The organism is Streptomyces sp. NPDC086554 (genome assembly GCF_040686095.1).
In the GTDB taxonomy this organism is placed as follows: Bacteria; Actinomycetota; Actinomycetes; order Streptomycetales; family Streptomycetaceae; genus Streptomyces.
In genome coordinates, this window is record NZ_JBFBJK010000045.1 from 1 (window position 1) to 14,755 (window position 14,755).

General features: G+C 70.1%; 14 protein-coding genes. 8 read left to right on the forward strand and 6 right to left on the reverse strand.

What is annotated here, in order from left to right; all coding sequences use genetic code 11:
* Window positions 1-116: 116 nt before the first annotated feature.
* Entirely contained in the window at window positions 117-1,391 is a 1,275-nt protein-coding gene (locus AB0O76_RS41900) for an ABC transporter substrate-binding protein (protein WP_365502631.1), read from the reverse strand.
* A gap of 117 nt (window positions 1,392-1,508) precedes the next feature.
* Between AB0O76_RS41900 and AB0O76_RS41905 the strand changes: the two genes are divergently transcribed.
* Complete coding sequence (locus AB0O76_RS41905) at window positions 1,509-2,012, forward strand: hypothetical protein (protein WP_365502633.1); 504 nt, start codon at window positions 1,509-1,511, stop codon at window positions 2,010-2,012.
* A gap of 140 nt (window positions 2,013-2,152) precedes the next feature.
* Window positions 2,153-3,025: a formyltetrahydrofolate deformylase gene (gene purU / locus AB0O76_RS41910; protein WP_365502635.1), complete on the forward strand. Its 873-nt coding sequence runs from the start codon at window positions 2,153-2,155 to the stop codon at window positions 3,023-3,025.
* A gap of 38 nt (window positions 3,026-3,063) precedes the next feature.
* Here purU and AB0O76_RS41915 read toward each other — a convergent pair whose 3' ends face one another.
* Together AB0O76_RS41915 and AB0O76_RS41920 are read right to left on the reverse strand one after the other, a co-directional pair.
* A complete protein-coding gene (locus tag AB0O76_RS41915) occupies window positions 3,064-4,422 on the reverse strand; it encodes a zf-HC2 domain-containing protein (protein ID WP_365502717.1) in 1,359 nt (452 codons plus the stop codon).
* Between the two features lie 329 nt (window positions 4,423-4,751).
* Window positions 4,752-5,354, reverse strand: a complete 603-nt coding sequence (locus tag AB0O76_RS41920) for a sigma-70 family RNA polymerase sigma factor (protein WP_365502637.1) — start codon at window positions 5,352-5,354, stop codon at window positions 4,752-4,754.
* 278 nt (window positions 5,355-5,632) lie between these two features.
* On the opposite strand from AB0O76_RS41920, the gene AB0O76_RS41925 reads away from it, so the two are divergent.
* Window positions 5,633-6,007, forward strand: a complete 375-nt coding sequence (locus AB0O76_RS41925) for an STAS domain-containing protein (protein WP_365502719.1) — start codon at window positions 5,633-5,635, stop codon at window positions 6,005-6,007.
* A gap of 159 nt (window positions 6,008-6,166) precedes the next feature.
* Here the strand turns inward: AB0O76_RS41925 and AB0O76_RS41930 are convergent, their stop codons facing one another.
* The gene (locus AB0O76_RS41930; protein ID WP_365502639.1) at window positions 6,167-6,505 is read right to left on the reverse strand and encodes a hypothetical protein; all 339 of its coding nucleotides are present in this window, start codon (window positions 6,503-6,505) and stop codon (window positions 6,167-6,169) included.
* Between the two features lie 240 nt (window positions 6,506-6,745).
* Between AB0O76_RS41930 and AB0O76_RS41935 the strand changes: the two genes are divergently transcribed.
* Window positions 6,746-7,258, forward strand: coding sequence for an EF-hand domain-containing protein (locus tag AB0O76_RS41935; RefSeq protein ID WP_365502641.1), 513 nt, complete (start codon window positions 6,746-6,748; stop codon window positions 7,256-7,258).
* A 1-nt stretch (window position 7,259) separates the two neighbouring features.
* Here AB0O76_RS41935 and AB0O76_RS41940 read toward each other — a convergent pair whose 3' ends face one another.
* Window positions 7,260-8,891 (reverse strand): AMP-binding protein, encoded by a 1,632-nt coding sequence (locus AB0O76_RS41940; RefSeq protein WP_365502643.1) that lies wholly within the window; start codon window positions 8,889-8,891, stop codon window positions 7,260-7,262.
* A 189-nt stretch (window positions 8,892-9,080) separates the two neighbouring features.
* Between AB0O76_RS41940 and AB0O76_RS41945 the strand changes: the two genes are divergently transcribed.
* The 4 genes from AB0O76_RS41945 to AB0O76_RS41960 all read left to right on the forward strand — a co-directional run bounded on the left by AB0O76_RS41945 (window position 9,081) and on the right by AB0O76_RS41960 (window position 13,359).
* Window positions 9,081-10,274, forward strand: a complete 1,194-nt coding sequence (locus AB0O76_RS41945) for an amidohydrolase family protein (protein WP_365502645.1) — start codon at window positions 9,081-9,083, stop codon at window positions 10,272-10,274.
* 11 nt (window positions 10,275-10,285) lie between these two features.
* Window positions 10,286-11,449, forward strand: coding sequence for an acyl-CoA dehydrogenase family protein (locus AB0O76_RS41950; RefSeq protein ID WP_365502647.1), 1,164 nt, complete (start codon window positions 10,286-10,288; stop codon window positions 11,447-11,449).
* An 8-nt stretch (window positions 11,450-11,457) separates the two neighbouring features.
* The gene (locus AB0O76_RS41955; RefSeq protein ID WP_365502649.1) at window positions 11,458-12,369 is read left to right on the forward strand and encodes an acyl-CoA dehydrogenase family protein; all 912 of its coding nucleotides are present in this window, start codon (window positions 11,458-11,460) and stop codon (window positions 12,367-12,369) included.
* Between the two features lie 498 nt (window positions 12,370-12,867).
* On the forward strand, window positions 12,868-13,359 hold the full coding sequence (locus tag AB0O76_RS41960) for an ATP-binding protein (protein WP_365502651.1): 492 nt from the start codon (window positions 12,868-12,870) through the stop codon (window positions 13,357-13,359).
* Window positions 13,360-13,814: 455 nt separating this feature from the next.
* On the opposite strand, the gene AB0O76_RS41965 is transcribed toward AB0O76_RS41960, so the two are convergent.
* Complete coding sequence (locus tag AB0O76_RS41965; protein ID WP_365502653.1) at window positions 13,815-14,741, reverse strand: cyclase family protein; 927 nt, start codon at window positions 14,739-14,741, stop codon at window positions 13,815-13,817.
* Between the last annotated feature and the right edge of the window lie 14 nt (window positions 14,742-14,755).

Sequence of the window (14,755 nt, forward strand, 5' to 3'; positions counted from 1 at the left end):
GGAGGGGGTACCTCCCTGCTCGAGCGAAGCCGAGAGCTTGGGGGAGTGCGTGCCAGGGGTCGCGACCCCGGCAGGACCCATCGGACAGGCCCTAGGCGCGCGGGACGGCCACCGGCCTACTGGACCCCCTCCAGGGTCCTGGAGACGTTCACGAAGCCCTTGCGCGCCGGGACCAGACGGCCGTCCCGTACGAGCTGGAACGTGATGTCGGCGTTGACCAGGCGCGGGAAGTCGCTCGCCGCGAGCATGTCCTTGAAGCGCCAGCTCAGGGTGGGCGTCAGACCGCCGGTCTCGACCTTGAGCCCCTTGTCGAGCGCCCGCCGCAGGCTGCGCGACGAGACCTCGCCGCCGTCGAGCGACTCGACGACCTGCTTCAGGACGGTGTAGGCGATCCACGTGGTCTGCACGCCCGCGTCCGCCGGGTCGACCCGGTTGTCGCCGAAGGCCTGCTGCCGGATGACCTCGCGCATCTCGTCCCAGCGCGGGTCGCCGGCCGCCGGGTACCAGCCGGTGACGTAGGCGCCTTCGTACGGTCCTTCAGCGCCGCCCGTACGGTCGATGAGGGACTGGTCGACGCTGCCGAGCACGGAGGAGATCTTCGCGGTCGGGTACGCGTCCTCGGTGCGCCGGTAGGAGTCGTAGAACGTGTCCGTGCGGGCGCCGAGCGCCGCCGTCACACAGCCGCCGGTGCCCGCACGGGTCAGCGCCTGCTCGGCCTGCGAGGTGAAGTCGGTGCCGTCCTCGGGGGCCCGGATGTCCGCTGCGGGCTTGCGGCGGCCCTCGGCGAGGCCCGCGTCGAGGAGCTTGGGGAGGTCGTCGCCGGCGATCGTGTCGGGGCGTACGAGGGAGACGCGCTCGCAGCGGGCGGCGAGCTGCCGGCCGTTGCCCGCCATCAGGGCCGGTTCGCCGCCGTTGACCGGGTACGACAGCGGGCTGCTGAACTCCTCGTCGGTGACGCCGTAGCCGCCTATGTAGGGGATGCCGGCGACTTCGAGGGGGGAGAGGAAGGACTGGCCGTGCTGGCTGTAGGAGCCGACGACGGCGGCCACCTTCTTGCTGACCGCCTCGCGGGCGCAGTCCGCGGCGCCGACCGGGTCGTTGTCGTCGTTGCAGGTGATGACCTTGAGCGTGCGGCCGTCGAGGCCGCCGTGCGCATTGACCCAGCGGGCGTAGGCCTTGGCCATGGCGGGGATGCCGGGCTTGTTGGTCGCCTTGGTGTTCTCGGGGGCCCAGGTCATGACGGTGACGGGTTCGTCCCCGGATCCCCCCGTGGATCCGGGGATGACCCCGCAGCCGGTTGTCAGGGACGCACACGCCACCACCAGGGCGGCCGCGGTGAGCGCTGTGGACTTGGAGGGGCGGGGGAGCAAGGTGCGTCGCGAGACGGGCATGTGCAATCACGATTCCGCCGCTTCGCCAACCAAGGAGTGACGTCTCCCCAACGCATGGTGACAAGAAGGTGAATGACAGGGGCCGATTCGGCCGCCCGAAGGGGGAACGTACGATCGATGACCGTGCAAGGTTCGGAGAAGTCTTCCCGTCGCGGCGGTCGCTCAAGCACCATGGGCGGCATGCCAACGAACGACATGCCGTGGTGGCGCTGGCGCAGCAACGTGCGCTCGGCGCTGCACATGCTCTCCGACCCGGAGTTCCAGCGTGAGTGCTGGCTCGCGGGTCGCGAGGAGTACGGGGACGTGACCGATGCCGTGTACCGGCTGGTCGAGGACACGTGGCTGGACAACTGGTCCGCCGACAAATACGTGGGGACGATCTTCCGGGATGCGGAGGAAGCCGCGTTGGTCGACGCGGCCGTTCTCAGGGTGCTGCGGATCATGCATGAGGTGGGGCCGGATGCGTTGGTCTCCGCCTATCTTGATCACCCCGGGTGGCCGGAGGCCGTACGCGCTGCGCGCGAGGCTCATGTGCGGCTTGCTGTGAGCGACGGGGAGAGCCCTGATGAGGTTCCCCGGACTCTTGAGGTTCTGCGGATCTTGACTCGGTCGGCGGGCTAGTCGGTTTTCTGCGGGTGCGTCTTGGTTGCTCGCGCCCACGCGGCGGAGCCGCACATGTCACGGTCCCGCGCCCCTTCGGGGCGCTCCCCCTCGTGAGACGGCGGGACAGGACGGGTGCCGTTTGTGGGAACCTTGGGCGCATGAACGAGAAGGCCCCCGCCACCGCTGAGCAGTACGTCCTCAATATCTCCTGCCCCGACAAGCAGGGGATCGTGCACGCCGTGTCGAGCTACCTCTTCATGACCGGGTGCAATATCGAGGACAGTCAGCAGTTCGGCGATCACGACACCGGGCTCTTCTTCATGCGCGTCCACTTCTCGGCGGAGGCGCCGGTGACCGTGGAGAAGCTACGGGCCAGCTTCGCCGCGATCGGTGACTCCTTCCAGATGGACTGGCAGCTGAACCGCGCCGACGAGAAGATGCGCGTCGTACTGCTGGTCTCCAAGTTCGGGCACTGCCTGAACGACCTGCTGTTCCGCTCCCGGATCGGCGCGCTGCCCGTGGAGATCGTGGCGGTCGTCTCGAACCACACGGACTTCGCCGAGCTGGTCGCCTCGTACGACATCCCCTTCCACCACATCCCGGTGACGAGGGACAACAAGCCGCAGGCCGAGGCGCAGCTCCTGGAGCTCGTGCGGTCGGAGAACATCGAGCTCGTCGTCCTCGCCCGCTATATGCAGGTGCTCTCGGACGACCTCTGCAAGCAGCTCAGCGGCCGGATCATCAACATCCACCACTCGTTCCTGCCGAGCTTCAAGGGCGCGAAGCCGTACCACCAGGCGCACGCGCGCGGTGTGAAGCTGATCGGTGCCACGGCGCACTATGTGACGGCGGATCTCGACGAGGGCCCGATCATCGAGCAGGAGGTCGAGCGCGTCGGGCACGGCGTGACTCCCGACCAGCTCGTGGCAATCGGCCGTGACGTGGAGTGCCAGGCGCTTGCGCGGGCCGTGAAGTGGCACGCCGAGCGGCGGATTCTGCTCAACGGCCGCCGGACGGTCGTCTTCGCCTGAGGGCTGACGCCTGACGCCTGTTGTTTGTCCCTGATTACTTACATCCGGCTCATCGACGCCGCCGCGAACAGTACGTCCCTGATCGCCTGGCGGTCGCCGTTCTGTCCCGCGGCCGCTTCCTCCGGTGAGACATGGCCCGCTGCCAGGCGGCAGAACTCGACGCCGTCCAGGGCGACGTGGGCCACCTCGTGGTCCGCCGAGGCATCGGCGGCGGGGGAGTCGAGCGGGATGAACCACTCACCGCCGCCCATTCCCTCGACCTCTAGGCGCAGGCTGCGGCCGGGTGCGCCGGCGGCCACCAGACCGCGGGGCGGCGGTGCGAGGCCGGAGCGGCGGCGGTCGGCGAGGGTGCCGGGGAGCAGCCGGGCGGCGAGGTCGATCATGCGGTGCAGATGGCGTGGGGACGGCGGTTCGTAGGGGTAGTCCACCGCGTCCGCGATGTCGCCCGCGTGGATCCAGCACTCGAAGGCGCGGTCCAGCATCGAGTCGCGCAGCGGCAGCTGGGGGTGGCGGCCCGTGGCGTCCGGGGCGCCGTACGCGACGGCGAGGCCGCCCGAGCCGTGCCGCGATCCTGGGCTCCGGGAGGGCCCGGTGGTGAAGGACACCGTGCGGATCAGTTCATGGGTCTGGTCGCGCCAGGGGCCGCGCACCGCGCGCGTGGGCGGGAAATACGAAGCGCGCCAGTACGCCTCCGTGCGCTGGGCCGGGCTTGCCGGTACCGGTGCGCCCGCGCTCAGCGGGTCGTCGAGGCCGAGGGCGGTGGCGACCAGGCCGTCCACGGCGAGGAGGTGCGCGATCACCCCGGCCACCGTCGTCTTGCGGCTGACGGGACTGTCCTCGTCGAACCATCGCAGGCGCACTGGTGCGTGCCACTCCGAGTCGCCGATGTCCCGCAGGAGCGCGTCGAGGCGGGCCGTTTCCGCGTCGTACGGAATGGCCCACTCCGGCACCGGGATGCGCGGCGGGCGCCGGCCGAGGCAGCTTTCGATGACGCGGTTGCGCAGGCCGGGGTCGAGGTCGAGGCTCTCCTCCTGGTGCAGCAGGCCGACCGCGTCGCGCAGCCGCAGCGCCTCCTCGGCGCAGGGGCCGCAGTCACCCAGGTGCTCCTCGACGGCTATCGCTTCCTCGGGGGAGCAGGCGGCGAGCGCCCATGCGCCGAGGAGGGACTTCAGGACGCGGTGGTCGAGGGCGAGGGGAGGGTCGGGCAAGGGGTGCCCGGTGTCCTCTATGGAGGTGCGGGGCAGCGGTATGCGCGGCGGATTTGCGGGCCGCCGGTGACTGCCGCCGTCGCTCCTGCCATCTCCGGGGCCACCGCCGGAGCCTGCGCCGCGGCCGCGGCCGAACCGATCTCCGGACCCGCTTCCGGCCCCGGTGCCTGAGCCGCTTCCGGCTCCGATGCCTGAGCCGCTTCCTGCCCCGATGCCTGAGCCCCGCCCGGACCCGGTGCCTGAGCCACCGCCCGCGCCGATGCCCGCGCCGATGCCGTGTCCGGTCTCGGTGCCTGGGCCCCTCCCGGTCTCGGTGCCTGGGCCCCTTCCGGACCCGGTGCCTGAGCCGCTTCCTGCCTCGGTGCCTGAGCTGCTTCCGGCTCCGATGCCTGGGCCGCTTCCGGCCCCGGTGCCTGGGCCGTCTCCTGCTCCGATGCCCGAGCCGCCGCCCGCGTCGGTGCCGTGTCCGGGCTTGGTGCCGTCCGGCTCCTCGTGCGGTTCCTGCCGGCCCGGCCCGTTCACAGCGCTCTCCCGTAACCGGGAGGCGCCCCTGGCGCGGGGTCCTTGTCGGCGGACTGGGCGCCCGCGTCGTTGGCGGTGGAGAGCAGTTGCAGGCCGAGGCGGAGGCGGCGGCGCGCCTCGTCCTCCGTCACGCCGAGGTCGGCGGCCGTCTGGCGGTAGTCGCGCCGCTGGAAGTAGGCCAGCTCCAGGGCGGCGCGCAGCGGGGCGGGCATGGCCGTGACGATGTAGTCGGCGCGGGCGGCCGCGGAGGCGCGGCGCACCTTGCGCTCCAGGTCCTCCGTGGTGCCCTCGCCGCCGCGGGCGAGGGCGGCGGACTCGGTCTGGCGAAGGCGCCGGACGGCCCGCTGGTGGGTGAGCGTGGCGACCCAGGAGCGCAGGGGGCCCTGCTTGGGGTCGTACGCGTCGGGGTTCTCCCAGATGTGGGCGAAGACCTCGCGGGTGATCCGGTCGGCGGCCTGCTCGTCGCCGAGCACGCGGTGGGCGAGGCCGTGCACGAGCGAGGCGAAGTGGTCGTACAGCTCCCCGAGCGCGGCGGCTTCCCCGTGCGCCAGTCGCTGCTGCATGCGGCGGTCCCAGCGACGCGGCGCGTCCTTCGCCATGCGGCCCCCTCTTGCGCTTGCCTTCCTCTGCCCTCGGCTCGCCGGATTCGTCCCCGTCGAAACCTTCCATCGAATGTAGTCGCCGTCACCGACAACGGGCTCCCCTTTACGGCAAAGTACGCGCCCGCCCGGCCTCGGATGATAGGGACCGGAGTCCCTGGTGTTTCATGGAGGAGAGGTGGGGCAGCCGCGACGTAGGAAGCGTAGGGACAGCTTCCGGATCTTCGGGCGAGCGACGACGAGCAAAGCGCGATCGACGAGCAGCGAGAGGCGTGCGTGTGACGCTGAAGGTGGCCGTGGACGAGCAGGGCGGCTGGGCCGTGTTGCGGGTGTCCGGCGAGATGGACCTGGTGACGTCGCCCGTGCTGCGCCAGCGCGTGCACGACGCGGTCGCCGACGGCCGCCGCAGCCTGGTCCTCGATCTCTCCGAGGTCCTCTTCTGCGACTCCAGCGGCGTCGGCGTACTCATCGCGTCGCGCCGCCTGTTCCGCTCCTGCCAGGGCAGGCTGCGCCTGATACTGCCCGCGCAGGGCGCGGAGGACGGCTCGCACGTGAACCGGGTCCTCGCGGCCCTCGGCGTACGCCGCCTCTTCGAGGTCTTCCCGGACGTGACAGCGGCCGTGGACGACGGAGCGGCGCCACTCTCGGCGTGATGCGGCCGGTCGGCAGCGCCCCGAAGGGGCGCGGGGCTGTGACATGTGCGGCTCCGCCGCGAAGGGGGTCCCCCCTGTTCGAGCGAAGCCGAGAACTTGGGGGAGCGACCAGCCACGACGGACCCGCGGACGAGCACCGCCTGACCCGCGGAGCGCGTCTCAGCAGTCGCCGAGGTCCCCGTCGATCTTGTTGTAGTAGCGAGTGCCGCCGTAGTAGATCTTCAGGCCGCAGACGCCGTGCCACTTGCCGCCGGTGAACTTGTGGCTCTTGTCGCGGGCGATCGGGTAGTAGCCGGAGTCGCTGCCGGCCTGGTGGACGTTGACGCTGATGTTGCCGCTACAGCGGTTGTACACCCTGAGGATCTTGTCGCTGCCACTGATGGTGATCGTGTGCTTGGCGCACCCCAGACGGGTGTCGGCCGCGCCCGCCGAGGGGGCGCTCGCGAGCGTCATCGCCATTCCGGCGGTCAGAGCCCCGACAATCAGTTTCGTACGCATTGCTCTCCATTGGTCGGTGCCGGGCGCCCCGGAGTGTCGGGGCGGCCGTGGGTTCGGTCAATCCCACGGGTCCCAGCGGGAGTTGAGATCACCTTCACAGGGCCGCCCAACATTTCCCCAACGCACCTTCGGCTTCCTGACGCCGGGGGGTTGCCGAAGACGTAGGCTCGCTGCCAGAGACACCCAGGGAACCCCCTGTGCACACGCACCCAACCGCAGAAGTGAGGCGGCCCGAACACCATGGACAGTGCCGAGTACGAGCGTAAGATCGCGGCCCGTTTCGCCACCTTCGACCAGGACGGCAACGGCTACATCTCCCGTGAGGACTTCAGCACGGCGGCCGTCGCCCTGCTCGCCGAGTTCGGCGCGACGGCGCGCTCCGAGAAGGGCCAGGCCCTCTACAACGGGGCCGAGGCCTTCTGGCAGGGCATGGCAGGCATCGCCGACCGTGACGGTGACCAGCGGATCACCAAGCACGAGTTCGTGGGCGGCGCGGTGAAGCGCCTGCGCGACAACCCCGCCCGGTTCGCCGAGATCGCACGGCCGTTCCTCGACGCCATGATCGCCGTGGCGGACGCCGACGCCGACGGCGCGGTCACCCCGCAGGAGGTCGGTCGCGCCCTGAAGGCACTCGGCGTCCAGGTGGACATCGCAGCGGCCGCGGGCACCGCGCTCGACGCGGACGCGGACGGCAAGGTCTCGGAGGCGGAGATCGTGGCGGCGTTCGCGGCGTACTTCACGGTGCCGGAGTAACTCACCCCTCCGCGAACCGCTCGCGCAGCTTGTACTTGAGCACCTTTCGAAGGGTCTCGTTGCGGGGCAGGGCCTCCACCACCTCGAGCTGCTCCGGCAGTTTGTAGGTGGAGAGGCCCTCCCCGCGGAGATACGTGGTCACGGCGCTCAGGGTCAACTCCTCAGAAGCGCCGCGCTGCTCGATCACCGCGCACACCCGCTCGCCCCGTTCTGCGTCCGGAAGGCCGATGACGGCCGCGTCGCTCACGGCCGGATGCCGGTGCAGGAGATCCTCGATCTCCTTGGCGGAGATGTTCTCGCCCTTGCGGATGATGATGTCCTTGGCGCGGCCCGTCAGGACGAGGTGCCCCGTCGGCTTCACATGCCCCAGGTCCCCGGTGATCAGGAAGCCGTCCGCGTCGAAGACCTCCGCGCTCTGCCGCCGGGGGTCTGGGGGGCCACCCCCAGTGGAACGAGTCAAGTAGCCCTGGCAGACGGCCTCCCCGCGCAGCCGCACCTCGCCGTCGACCCCGGCGGGCACCTCCTTGCCCTCGGCGTCCGTGACCCGGATCTGCATCCCCCCCGGGGGGAGTCCCTCCGTCGTGGCGAGGTTCTCCGGAGTGTCGTCAGGAGCGCCCATCGTGATCATCGGTACTTCGGTCATGCCGTAGCCGTGGGTGAGCTGGCACCCCATCTCTCGTACGACCGCGTGGTAGATCTCCGGCGGCTTCGGCGCCCCGCCGCCCGCGAGGAGACGCAGGGTGGGGATGACCTTCTCGCCCGCCGGGAGCTTGCGCTGCTCGGCGAGGAACATCGAGTAGAACGCGGTCGACCCGCCCGCCACCGTCACGCCGTGCCGCCGGTAGCCGTCGAGCGCGTCCGGCAGCGCGAACTGCTCGAACATGACCGCCGGGAAGCCGTACAGCAGGAGCATCACCGTGTAGTCGGGCCCGGCGATGTGCGCGAAGGGGAACGCCATCGAGCCGATGTCCGACACCTTCAGACGCAGGGCGTGGGCCAGGCACGAGCCGCCCGCGATCAGTGAACGGTCGGTGTGCAGCACGCCCTTGGGGTCGGACGTGGTGCCCGATGTCCAGTAGATCCAGCGCACCGATGTGCCGTCGGCGGGCGGGGGCGGCAGTACGGAAGGGTCGGCGTCGGGCAGATCGTCGTACGCGTACGCCTCGAAGACGCCCCGTGCGCCGAGCCGCCCCGCCATCTCCGTGTGGTCGAAGCCCCGCCACACCCCGGGCACGGCGAAGAACTCGGCCTTCGACTCGCGCAGTGCGAAGCCGACCTCGCGGTCGCGGTAGAAGGGGATGACCGGCGACTGCACGGCGCCGATGCGGGCCAGTGCGAAGGACAGCAGGGCGGTCTCGATGCGGGTCGGCAGCTGCCAGGCGACCACGGTGCCGGGGCGTACGCCCATCTCGTACAGGCCTGCGGCCACGCGCTCGCAGCGGGCGTGCAGTTGGCCGAAGGTGAGCGTGCGGTCGTCGGCGGGATCGGCGGCGGCCTGGATGAGGACCGGGGCGTCGGGGGTGAGCGCGGCGCGGCGTTCGATGAGCTCCCAGAGGGTGCGGGATGCGCCGAGCGCGTGGGCGGTCTCGTTCTCTGAAGTGCTCGAGGTGCTCGAGGTGCTCGAAGTACTCATGCGATGCGATCCCCTCGTGGCCGGAACCGAAGCTGCGCCGAACTGACGGGTAGTCAGATCGTGCCGAGAGCGTAAGGCTCACCGCCTTGTCGGTCCAGGGGTGCGGGGCTAGCCTGCTATCTGACGGGTCATCAGATCACCCGGAGTGGCCGGAGAGATGACCGGAGGCGCCTTGAAAGGCAGGACACCATGACCGAGCTTCCCCGGATCGTCAGCGTCGACGACCACGTGATCGAACCCGCGCATCTCTTCGAGACCTGGCTGCCCGCCAAATACCGTGACCGTGGCCCCAAGCCCCTCACCGCGGGCATCGGTGAACTCGCCTACGTGGCGGGCAAGTACCAGATCACGATGGATCCGGACGGGCCGCCCACCGACTGGTGGATCTACGAAGACCTCAAGTTCCCGTACAAGCGGAACATCGCGGCCGTCGGCTTCGACCGCGACGACATGACCCTTGAGGGGATCACGCGGGCCGAGATGCGGCGCGGCTGCTGGGACCCGGCCGAACGCCTCAAGGACATGGACCTCAACCACGTCGAGGCGTCCCTCTGCTTTCCCACCTTCCCGCGGTTCTGCGGCCAGACCTTCGCCGAGGCGCACGACAAGGAAGTCGCCCTGGCCTGCGTGCGCGCGTACAACGACTGGATGGTCGATGAGTGGTGCGGCGACAGCGGCGGCCGCCTCATCCCGCTCTGCATCATCCCCCTCTGGGACATCGACCTCGCCGTCGCCGAGATCAAGCGGAACGCGGCGCGGGGGGTGCGGGCGGTCACCTTCTCCGAGATCCCGACCTATCTGGGCCTGCCCTCCATCCACTCCGGTTACTGGGACCCGTTCTTCGCGATCTGCCAGGAGACCGGCACGGTCGTCAACATGCACATCGGGTCCAGCTCCCAGATGCCCGCCGCGTCGCCCGACGCCCCGCCCGCCGTGCAGGCCGCGCTGTCCTTCAACAACGCGATGGCCTCGATGATGGACTTCCTCTTCAGCGGCGTCCTCGTGAAGTTCCCGCAGCTCAAACTGGCGTACAGCGAGGGCCAGATGGGCTGGATTCCGTACGCCCTCGAACGCGCCGACGACGTATGGGAGGAGCACCGCGCCTGGGGCGGCGTCCGCGACCTGATCCCCGAGCCCCCGTCGACGTACTACTACCGGCAGATGTTCTGCTGCTTCTTCCGCGACAAGCACGGCGTCGCATCGCTCGACGTGGTCGGCCGGGACAACGCGACCTTCGAGACCGACTACCCGCACGTCGACTCGACCTTCCCCAACACCAAGGAAGTCGCCCTCGACCACGTCAAGGGGCTCGACGACGAGACGATCCACAAGCTGATGCGGGGCAACGCGATCCGCATGCTGGGCCTGGACCTGGACAAGTAGGCGGTGTCGGCGTGGATCTCACGTACACGGAGGAAGAGGAGGACTTCCGGGCGCGGCTGCGCGCGTGGCTCATCCGGACGCTCCCCGGACTGCCGCCGCGCCCCGACCCGCTGGACTGGCCGGGGCGGCGCGCGTACGACATGGGGTGGCAGCGCAGGCTGTACGACGCCGGGTACGCCGGGCTGCACTGGCCCGTCGACGCGGGTGGGCAGGGTGCGACCCCGACACAGCATCTGATCTTCCTGGAGGAGACGGAGAAGGCGGGCGCGCCCTACGTAGGCGCGAATTTCGTCGGGCTGCTGCACGCGGGGCCGACGATCGCCTCCGAGGGGACCCCGGAACAGCGGGCGCGGTGGCTGCCACCGGTCCTGCGCGGCGACGAGGTGTGGTGCCAGGGGTTCAGCGAGCCGGACGCCGGATCGGACCTCGCGTCACTGCGCACGCGCGCGTGGCGGGACGGCGATGACTACGTAGTGAGCGGGTCCAAAATCTGGACCTCCCATGCGGAGGTCGCCGACTGGTGCGAGCTCCTTGTGCGTACGACACCGGTGAGCGAGGCCGTACCGAAGCACCGCGGCATCTCGTGGCTCGCGATGCCGATGGACGCCCCCGGGATCACGGTCCGCCCGCTGCGCACGCTCACGGGCTCCACGGAGTTCGCCGAGATGTTCCTCGACGAGGTGCGGGTGCCGGTCGCCAACCGGGTCGGCGCGGAGAACGACGGCTGGCGCGTGACGATGGTGACGCTGTCCTACGAGCGGGGGACGGCCTTCGTGGGGGAGGTCGTCGCCTGCCGCCGTGTCCTGGCCGAGCTGGCCCGCGAGGCCCGCAAGAACGGGCGCTGGGACGACGTGGTGCTTCGGCGCAGGCTGGGGCGGCTGAGCGCCGAGTTCGGGGCGCTGTGGCGGCTGACCCAGTGGAACGTGAGCGAGTCGCAGCGGTCGGGGGGTGTGCCGGGGGTGGGGGGTTCGGTTTTCAAACTGCGGTACTCGCATGCGCGGCAGGAGCTTTACGAGGCGGCGGGGGAAGTGCTGGGGGCGGGTGCCTTGGACCTGGATCACGAGTGGACCCTGGACCGGCTCTCGTCCCTGTCGTACACGATCGCCGCCGGGACCTCGCAGATCCAGCAGAACATCGTGGCCGAGCGGATACTCGGCCTCCCCAAGGGGCGGTGAGAGAGCGTATGGATTTCCAACTCACTGAGGATCAGAGGGCGTTGCGGGGTGGGGTGCGGGAGCTGCTTGAGGGGCGGTTCGATGTGCGGGCCGCCTTGGACGCGGGCTCTTCTCTGGACCGGGGGCTGTGGAAGGAGCTGGGGGATGCCGGGTTCTTCTCGCTGATGCTGCCGGAGGCGGAGGGCGGGGTCGGACTGGGGCTTCCTGAGGCGGTGTTGGCCTTTGAGGAGGCGGGGCGGGTGTTGCTGCCGGGGCCTCTGGTGGGGACGTTTCTCGCTGCGGGGGCCTTGCAGGGGGCTGCGTCGGGGGAGGCGGTGGTCACTTGCCCCTTTGGAGCGCTGGTCCCGTGGCTGGACGAAGCGGATGCTGTCCTGGGCGGCGGCATGGAAGGTGCTGTTCCGTTTCGGTCGCTGGATCCCCTTACGCCGCTTCATCGGTTGCCCGGCGGTGGGGGTCTTGCCCACCTGTCCCGCCCTGCGGGACGCCTGCCCAAGACGGGGGCGGGGCCGGTCGATGGGGATTTGGCGGATTTGCTCGTCGCCGCCGAGCAGCTCGGGTCCGCTGGGAAGACGCTGGAGATGGCTGTCCAGTACGCCCGGGAACGTACGCAATTCGGGCAGGCCATCGGGGGGTTCCAGGCCGTGAAGCACCTGTGTGCGCAGATGCTCGTCCGGGTCGAGGTCGCGCGCGGTGCCGTGTACGCCGCGGCCGTCACCGGTGACGTACTGGAGATCGCTGGGGCCAAGCTGCTCGCCGACGAGGCCGCGGTGCACAACGCGCGGGACTGTCTGCAGGTGCACGGCGGGATGGGGTTCACCTGGGAGGCGGACGTGCATCTGCATCTCAAGCGGGCCTGGGTGCGGGCAGGCCTCGGCCGGTCGGCGGCTCAGGCGGAGGAGGAGCTGGCCGCGGCGCTGTGACGGGGCGGGCTCCTCCTGCCCAATGTGACGCTGTGCGTTCGATGTGACGCCACGTGTGAACTGTGAACTATGGTGCCGCCGTGCGGAGGGTGATCGACTTGTGAAGCCTGTGAAGCGGGAGGAAGCTACAGAGCGTCGATATCGGGTTGTGTCCTAGGCGTGACTCGTCACGGCACGGAGTCGGGCTTCCGCTCCGGTACCTTGTGTGGGATGCGAATGGTTCTGAGGCCGAGCCATGCCGGTGTTGCCCTTGAGGCGGCTCCGGGCCCGGCGTTGCGCGCCGCTCGCAGCGCAGGAAGGCGCATCGCGCCCGCCTGTTCGACCCCCGACAGCACGCGTCGCACAGTATGCCGCACGCGTACTCCTTCGCGCTGGAATATGCCCGAAGCGCTTGTTGGGGTGACTGAACGTCAACCATGCTGTCTCTCAAGGGGATCACGTTCCGTGACCCTGTGGAGTCGCGAGGCGATGTGTCCGCCGGTTCGGATGGTGTGAGCGGTGCAGGTGCTTCAAGTTCAGCTGGAGGTCAGGCCCGACCCCGCGGAGGTGGGGCGGGCCCGCAGGTGGGCGCGTTCGCGGCTCGCCGGTTCCGGCATAGGAGTCGATGAGCCGCTGGCCGAGACGCTGATCCTGCTGATCTCTGAGCTCGTCACCAACGCCGTTGTGCACACGGGCTGTCCGGCCGTGCTGCGCATGGTGCTCCCCGACACCCCGGACGTCGCCGAAGAGGCCGCGGGGCAGGGTGCGGGGACCGTCAGGGTCGAGGTCGCCGACGCCAGCGCCCGCCCGCCGCGGCCGCGCCACGCGGACGGCGAGGAGACCAACGGCCGGGGCCTGGAACTCGTCGACGGTCTCGCGGACCGCTGGGGCTGGCAGCCCGAAGGCGCCGGCAAGAGCATCTGGTGCGAGGTGGACCGGTGTGAGCAGGGAGTCGACGCGGTGACGTTCGACGGCACGACCTATGACGACGTGGCGTACGAGGCCGTCTGAGCCGTTGCGTACGCGGCAGTCCGAGCCGTTGTGTACGCGGCCGTCCGAGCTTCCGGCGGGCGCCCCTGGCCCCGCGCCGGCCCCCGCATGCGCCGTCGCGTGCCACGATGCGCGGCCGTGCGCGGTCGGTACAAAAGCGGCATAATTCATTAATCACCGGACGGGTGTTGACGTACCGTGTCCGATTGATCACGCTTATGTGCAGCGATTCGCCGCGAGGGGACGCCGAGGGACGGTGGTGTGTGTGGCCCGGACCTTGGCGAGACGCGGGTCGCCATTCGGCGTCAGTCCCTTCGGGGCCGAAAGTGACAGGGCTTGTTCGCCGGAGCCGGATGGCGGCGCGTGCGGCAACGCGCTCGGGGCGGGAGCCGGGGCGCCGCCATCCGAAGGCTTACCGCAGGGCTCGCGGCGCGGCCGCCCCCGCGGACCTCACGGCGCGGCCGCCCCCATGGACCTCACAACACTGCCACCGGCGCCACCGGCGACCCCGTACCGCCGATGAACGGCTCGGGCATCGCGGAGAGCAGGAAGCTGTAGCGGGAAACTTCTGCACAGGCTGTGGACAACTTTTCGAGGTTCCAGTTCTGGCCCTGGAGCATCCCCATCTCGACGAGGTCGAGCGCGTGCACCGGCAGCCACAGATTCTCGATCTCGGGCGGGAAGATCTCGAAGGTGAGGGTGTCGTTGGCGACCGCCGCGACATCGCGCGCGTGGAACCACTCCGGGGTGCGGACCGAGAGCCCCGGCGACGGATAGCCGTACGCGTGCTTGTCGCCCGCCAGGTAGACCTGGATCTGCCCCGTGCGGACGAGGACGATGTCGCCGGCGCGGACCGTGACGCCCCCGAACTCCTCGGCCGCGTCCAGGTCTTCGGGTGTGACCGCGTGGTCTCCCGGCAGCCGGTCGACCCCCTTGGCGCGTGCGACGTCGAGCAGTACACCGCGCGAGACGAGGTGCGGCATCTTGTCGATGCCGCTGAACTGGGCGCGGGTGTGCGGGGTGATGGTGTCGGCGGGGCGGCCGTTGTAGATCTTTCCCGAGTGCGACACGTGGGTGAGGGCGTCCCAGTGGGTGGCCGTCTGCAGGCTCATCGTGACGACGTCGTCGCTGGTGGCGACCGTGCCGGGGCCGAAGAGCTCCTGGTTGATCTGCGTCATGGAGTGGAGGGGGTTGACCCGCCCGGGGATCAGTCCCGACTGCACGCCGTCCTCTTTGAGGGGCAGCGCGAGCGGGACGCGGTGGCCGGTGCGGACGGTGGCTGCGGCATCGCGTACGACCTCGTCGGTGATCAGGTTCAGGGTGCCCATCTCGTCGTCGGAGCCCCAACGGCCCCAGTTGTTCACGCGCTTGGCTATGTCGTGGAACTCGGGTGGCAGCGACATGAGTCCTCCCCGGG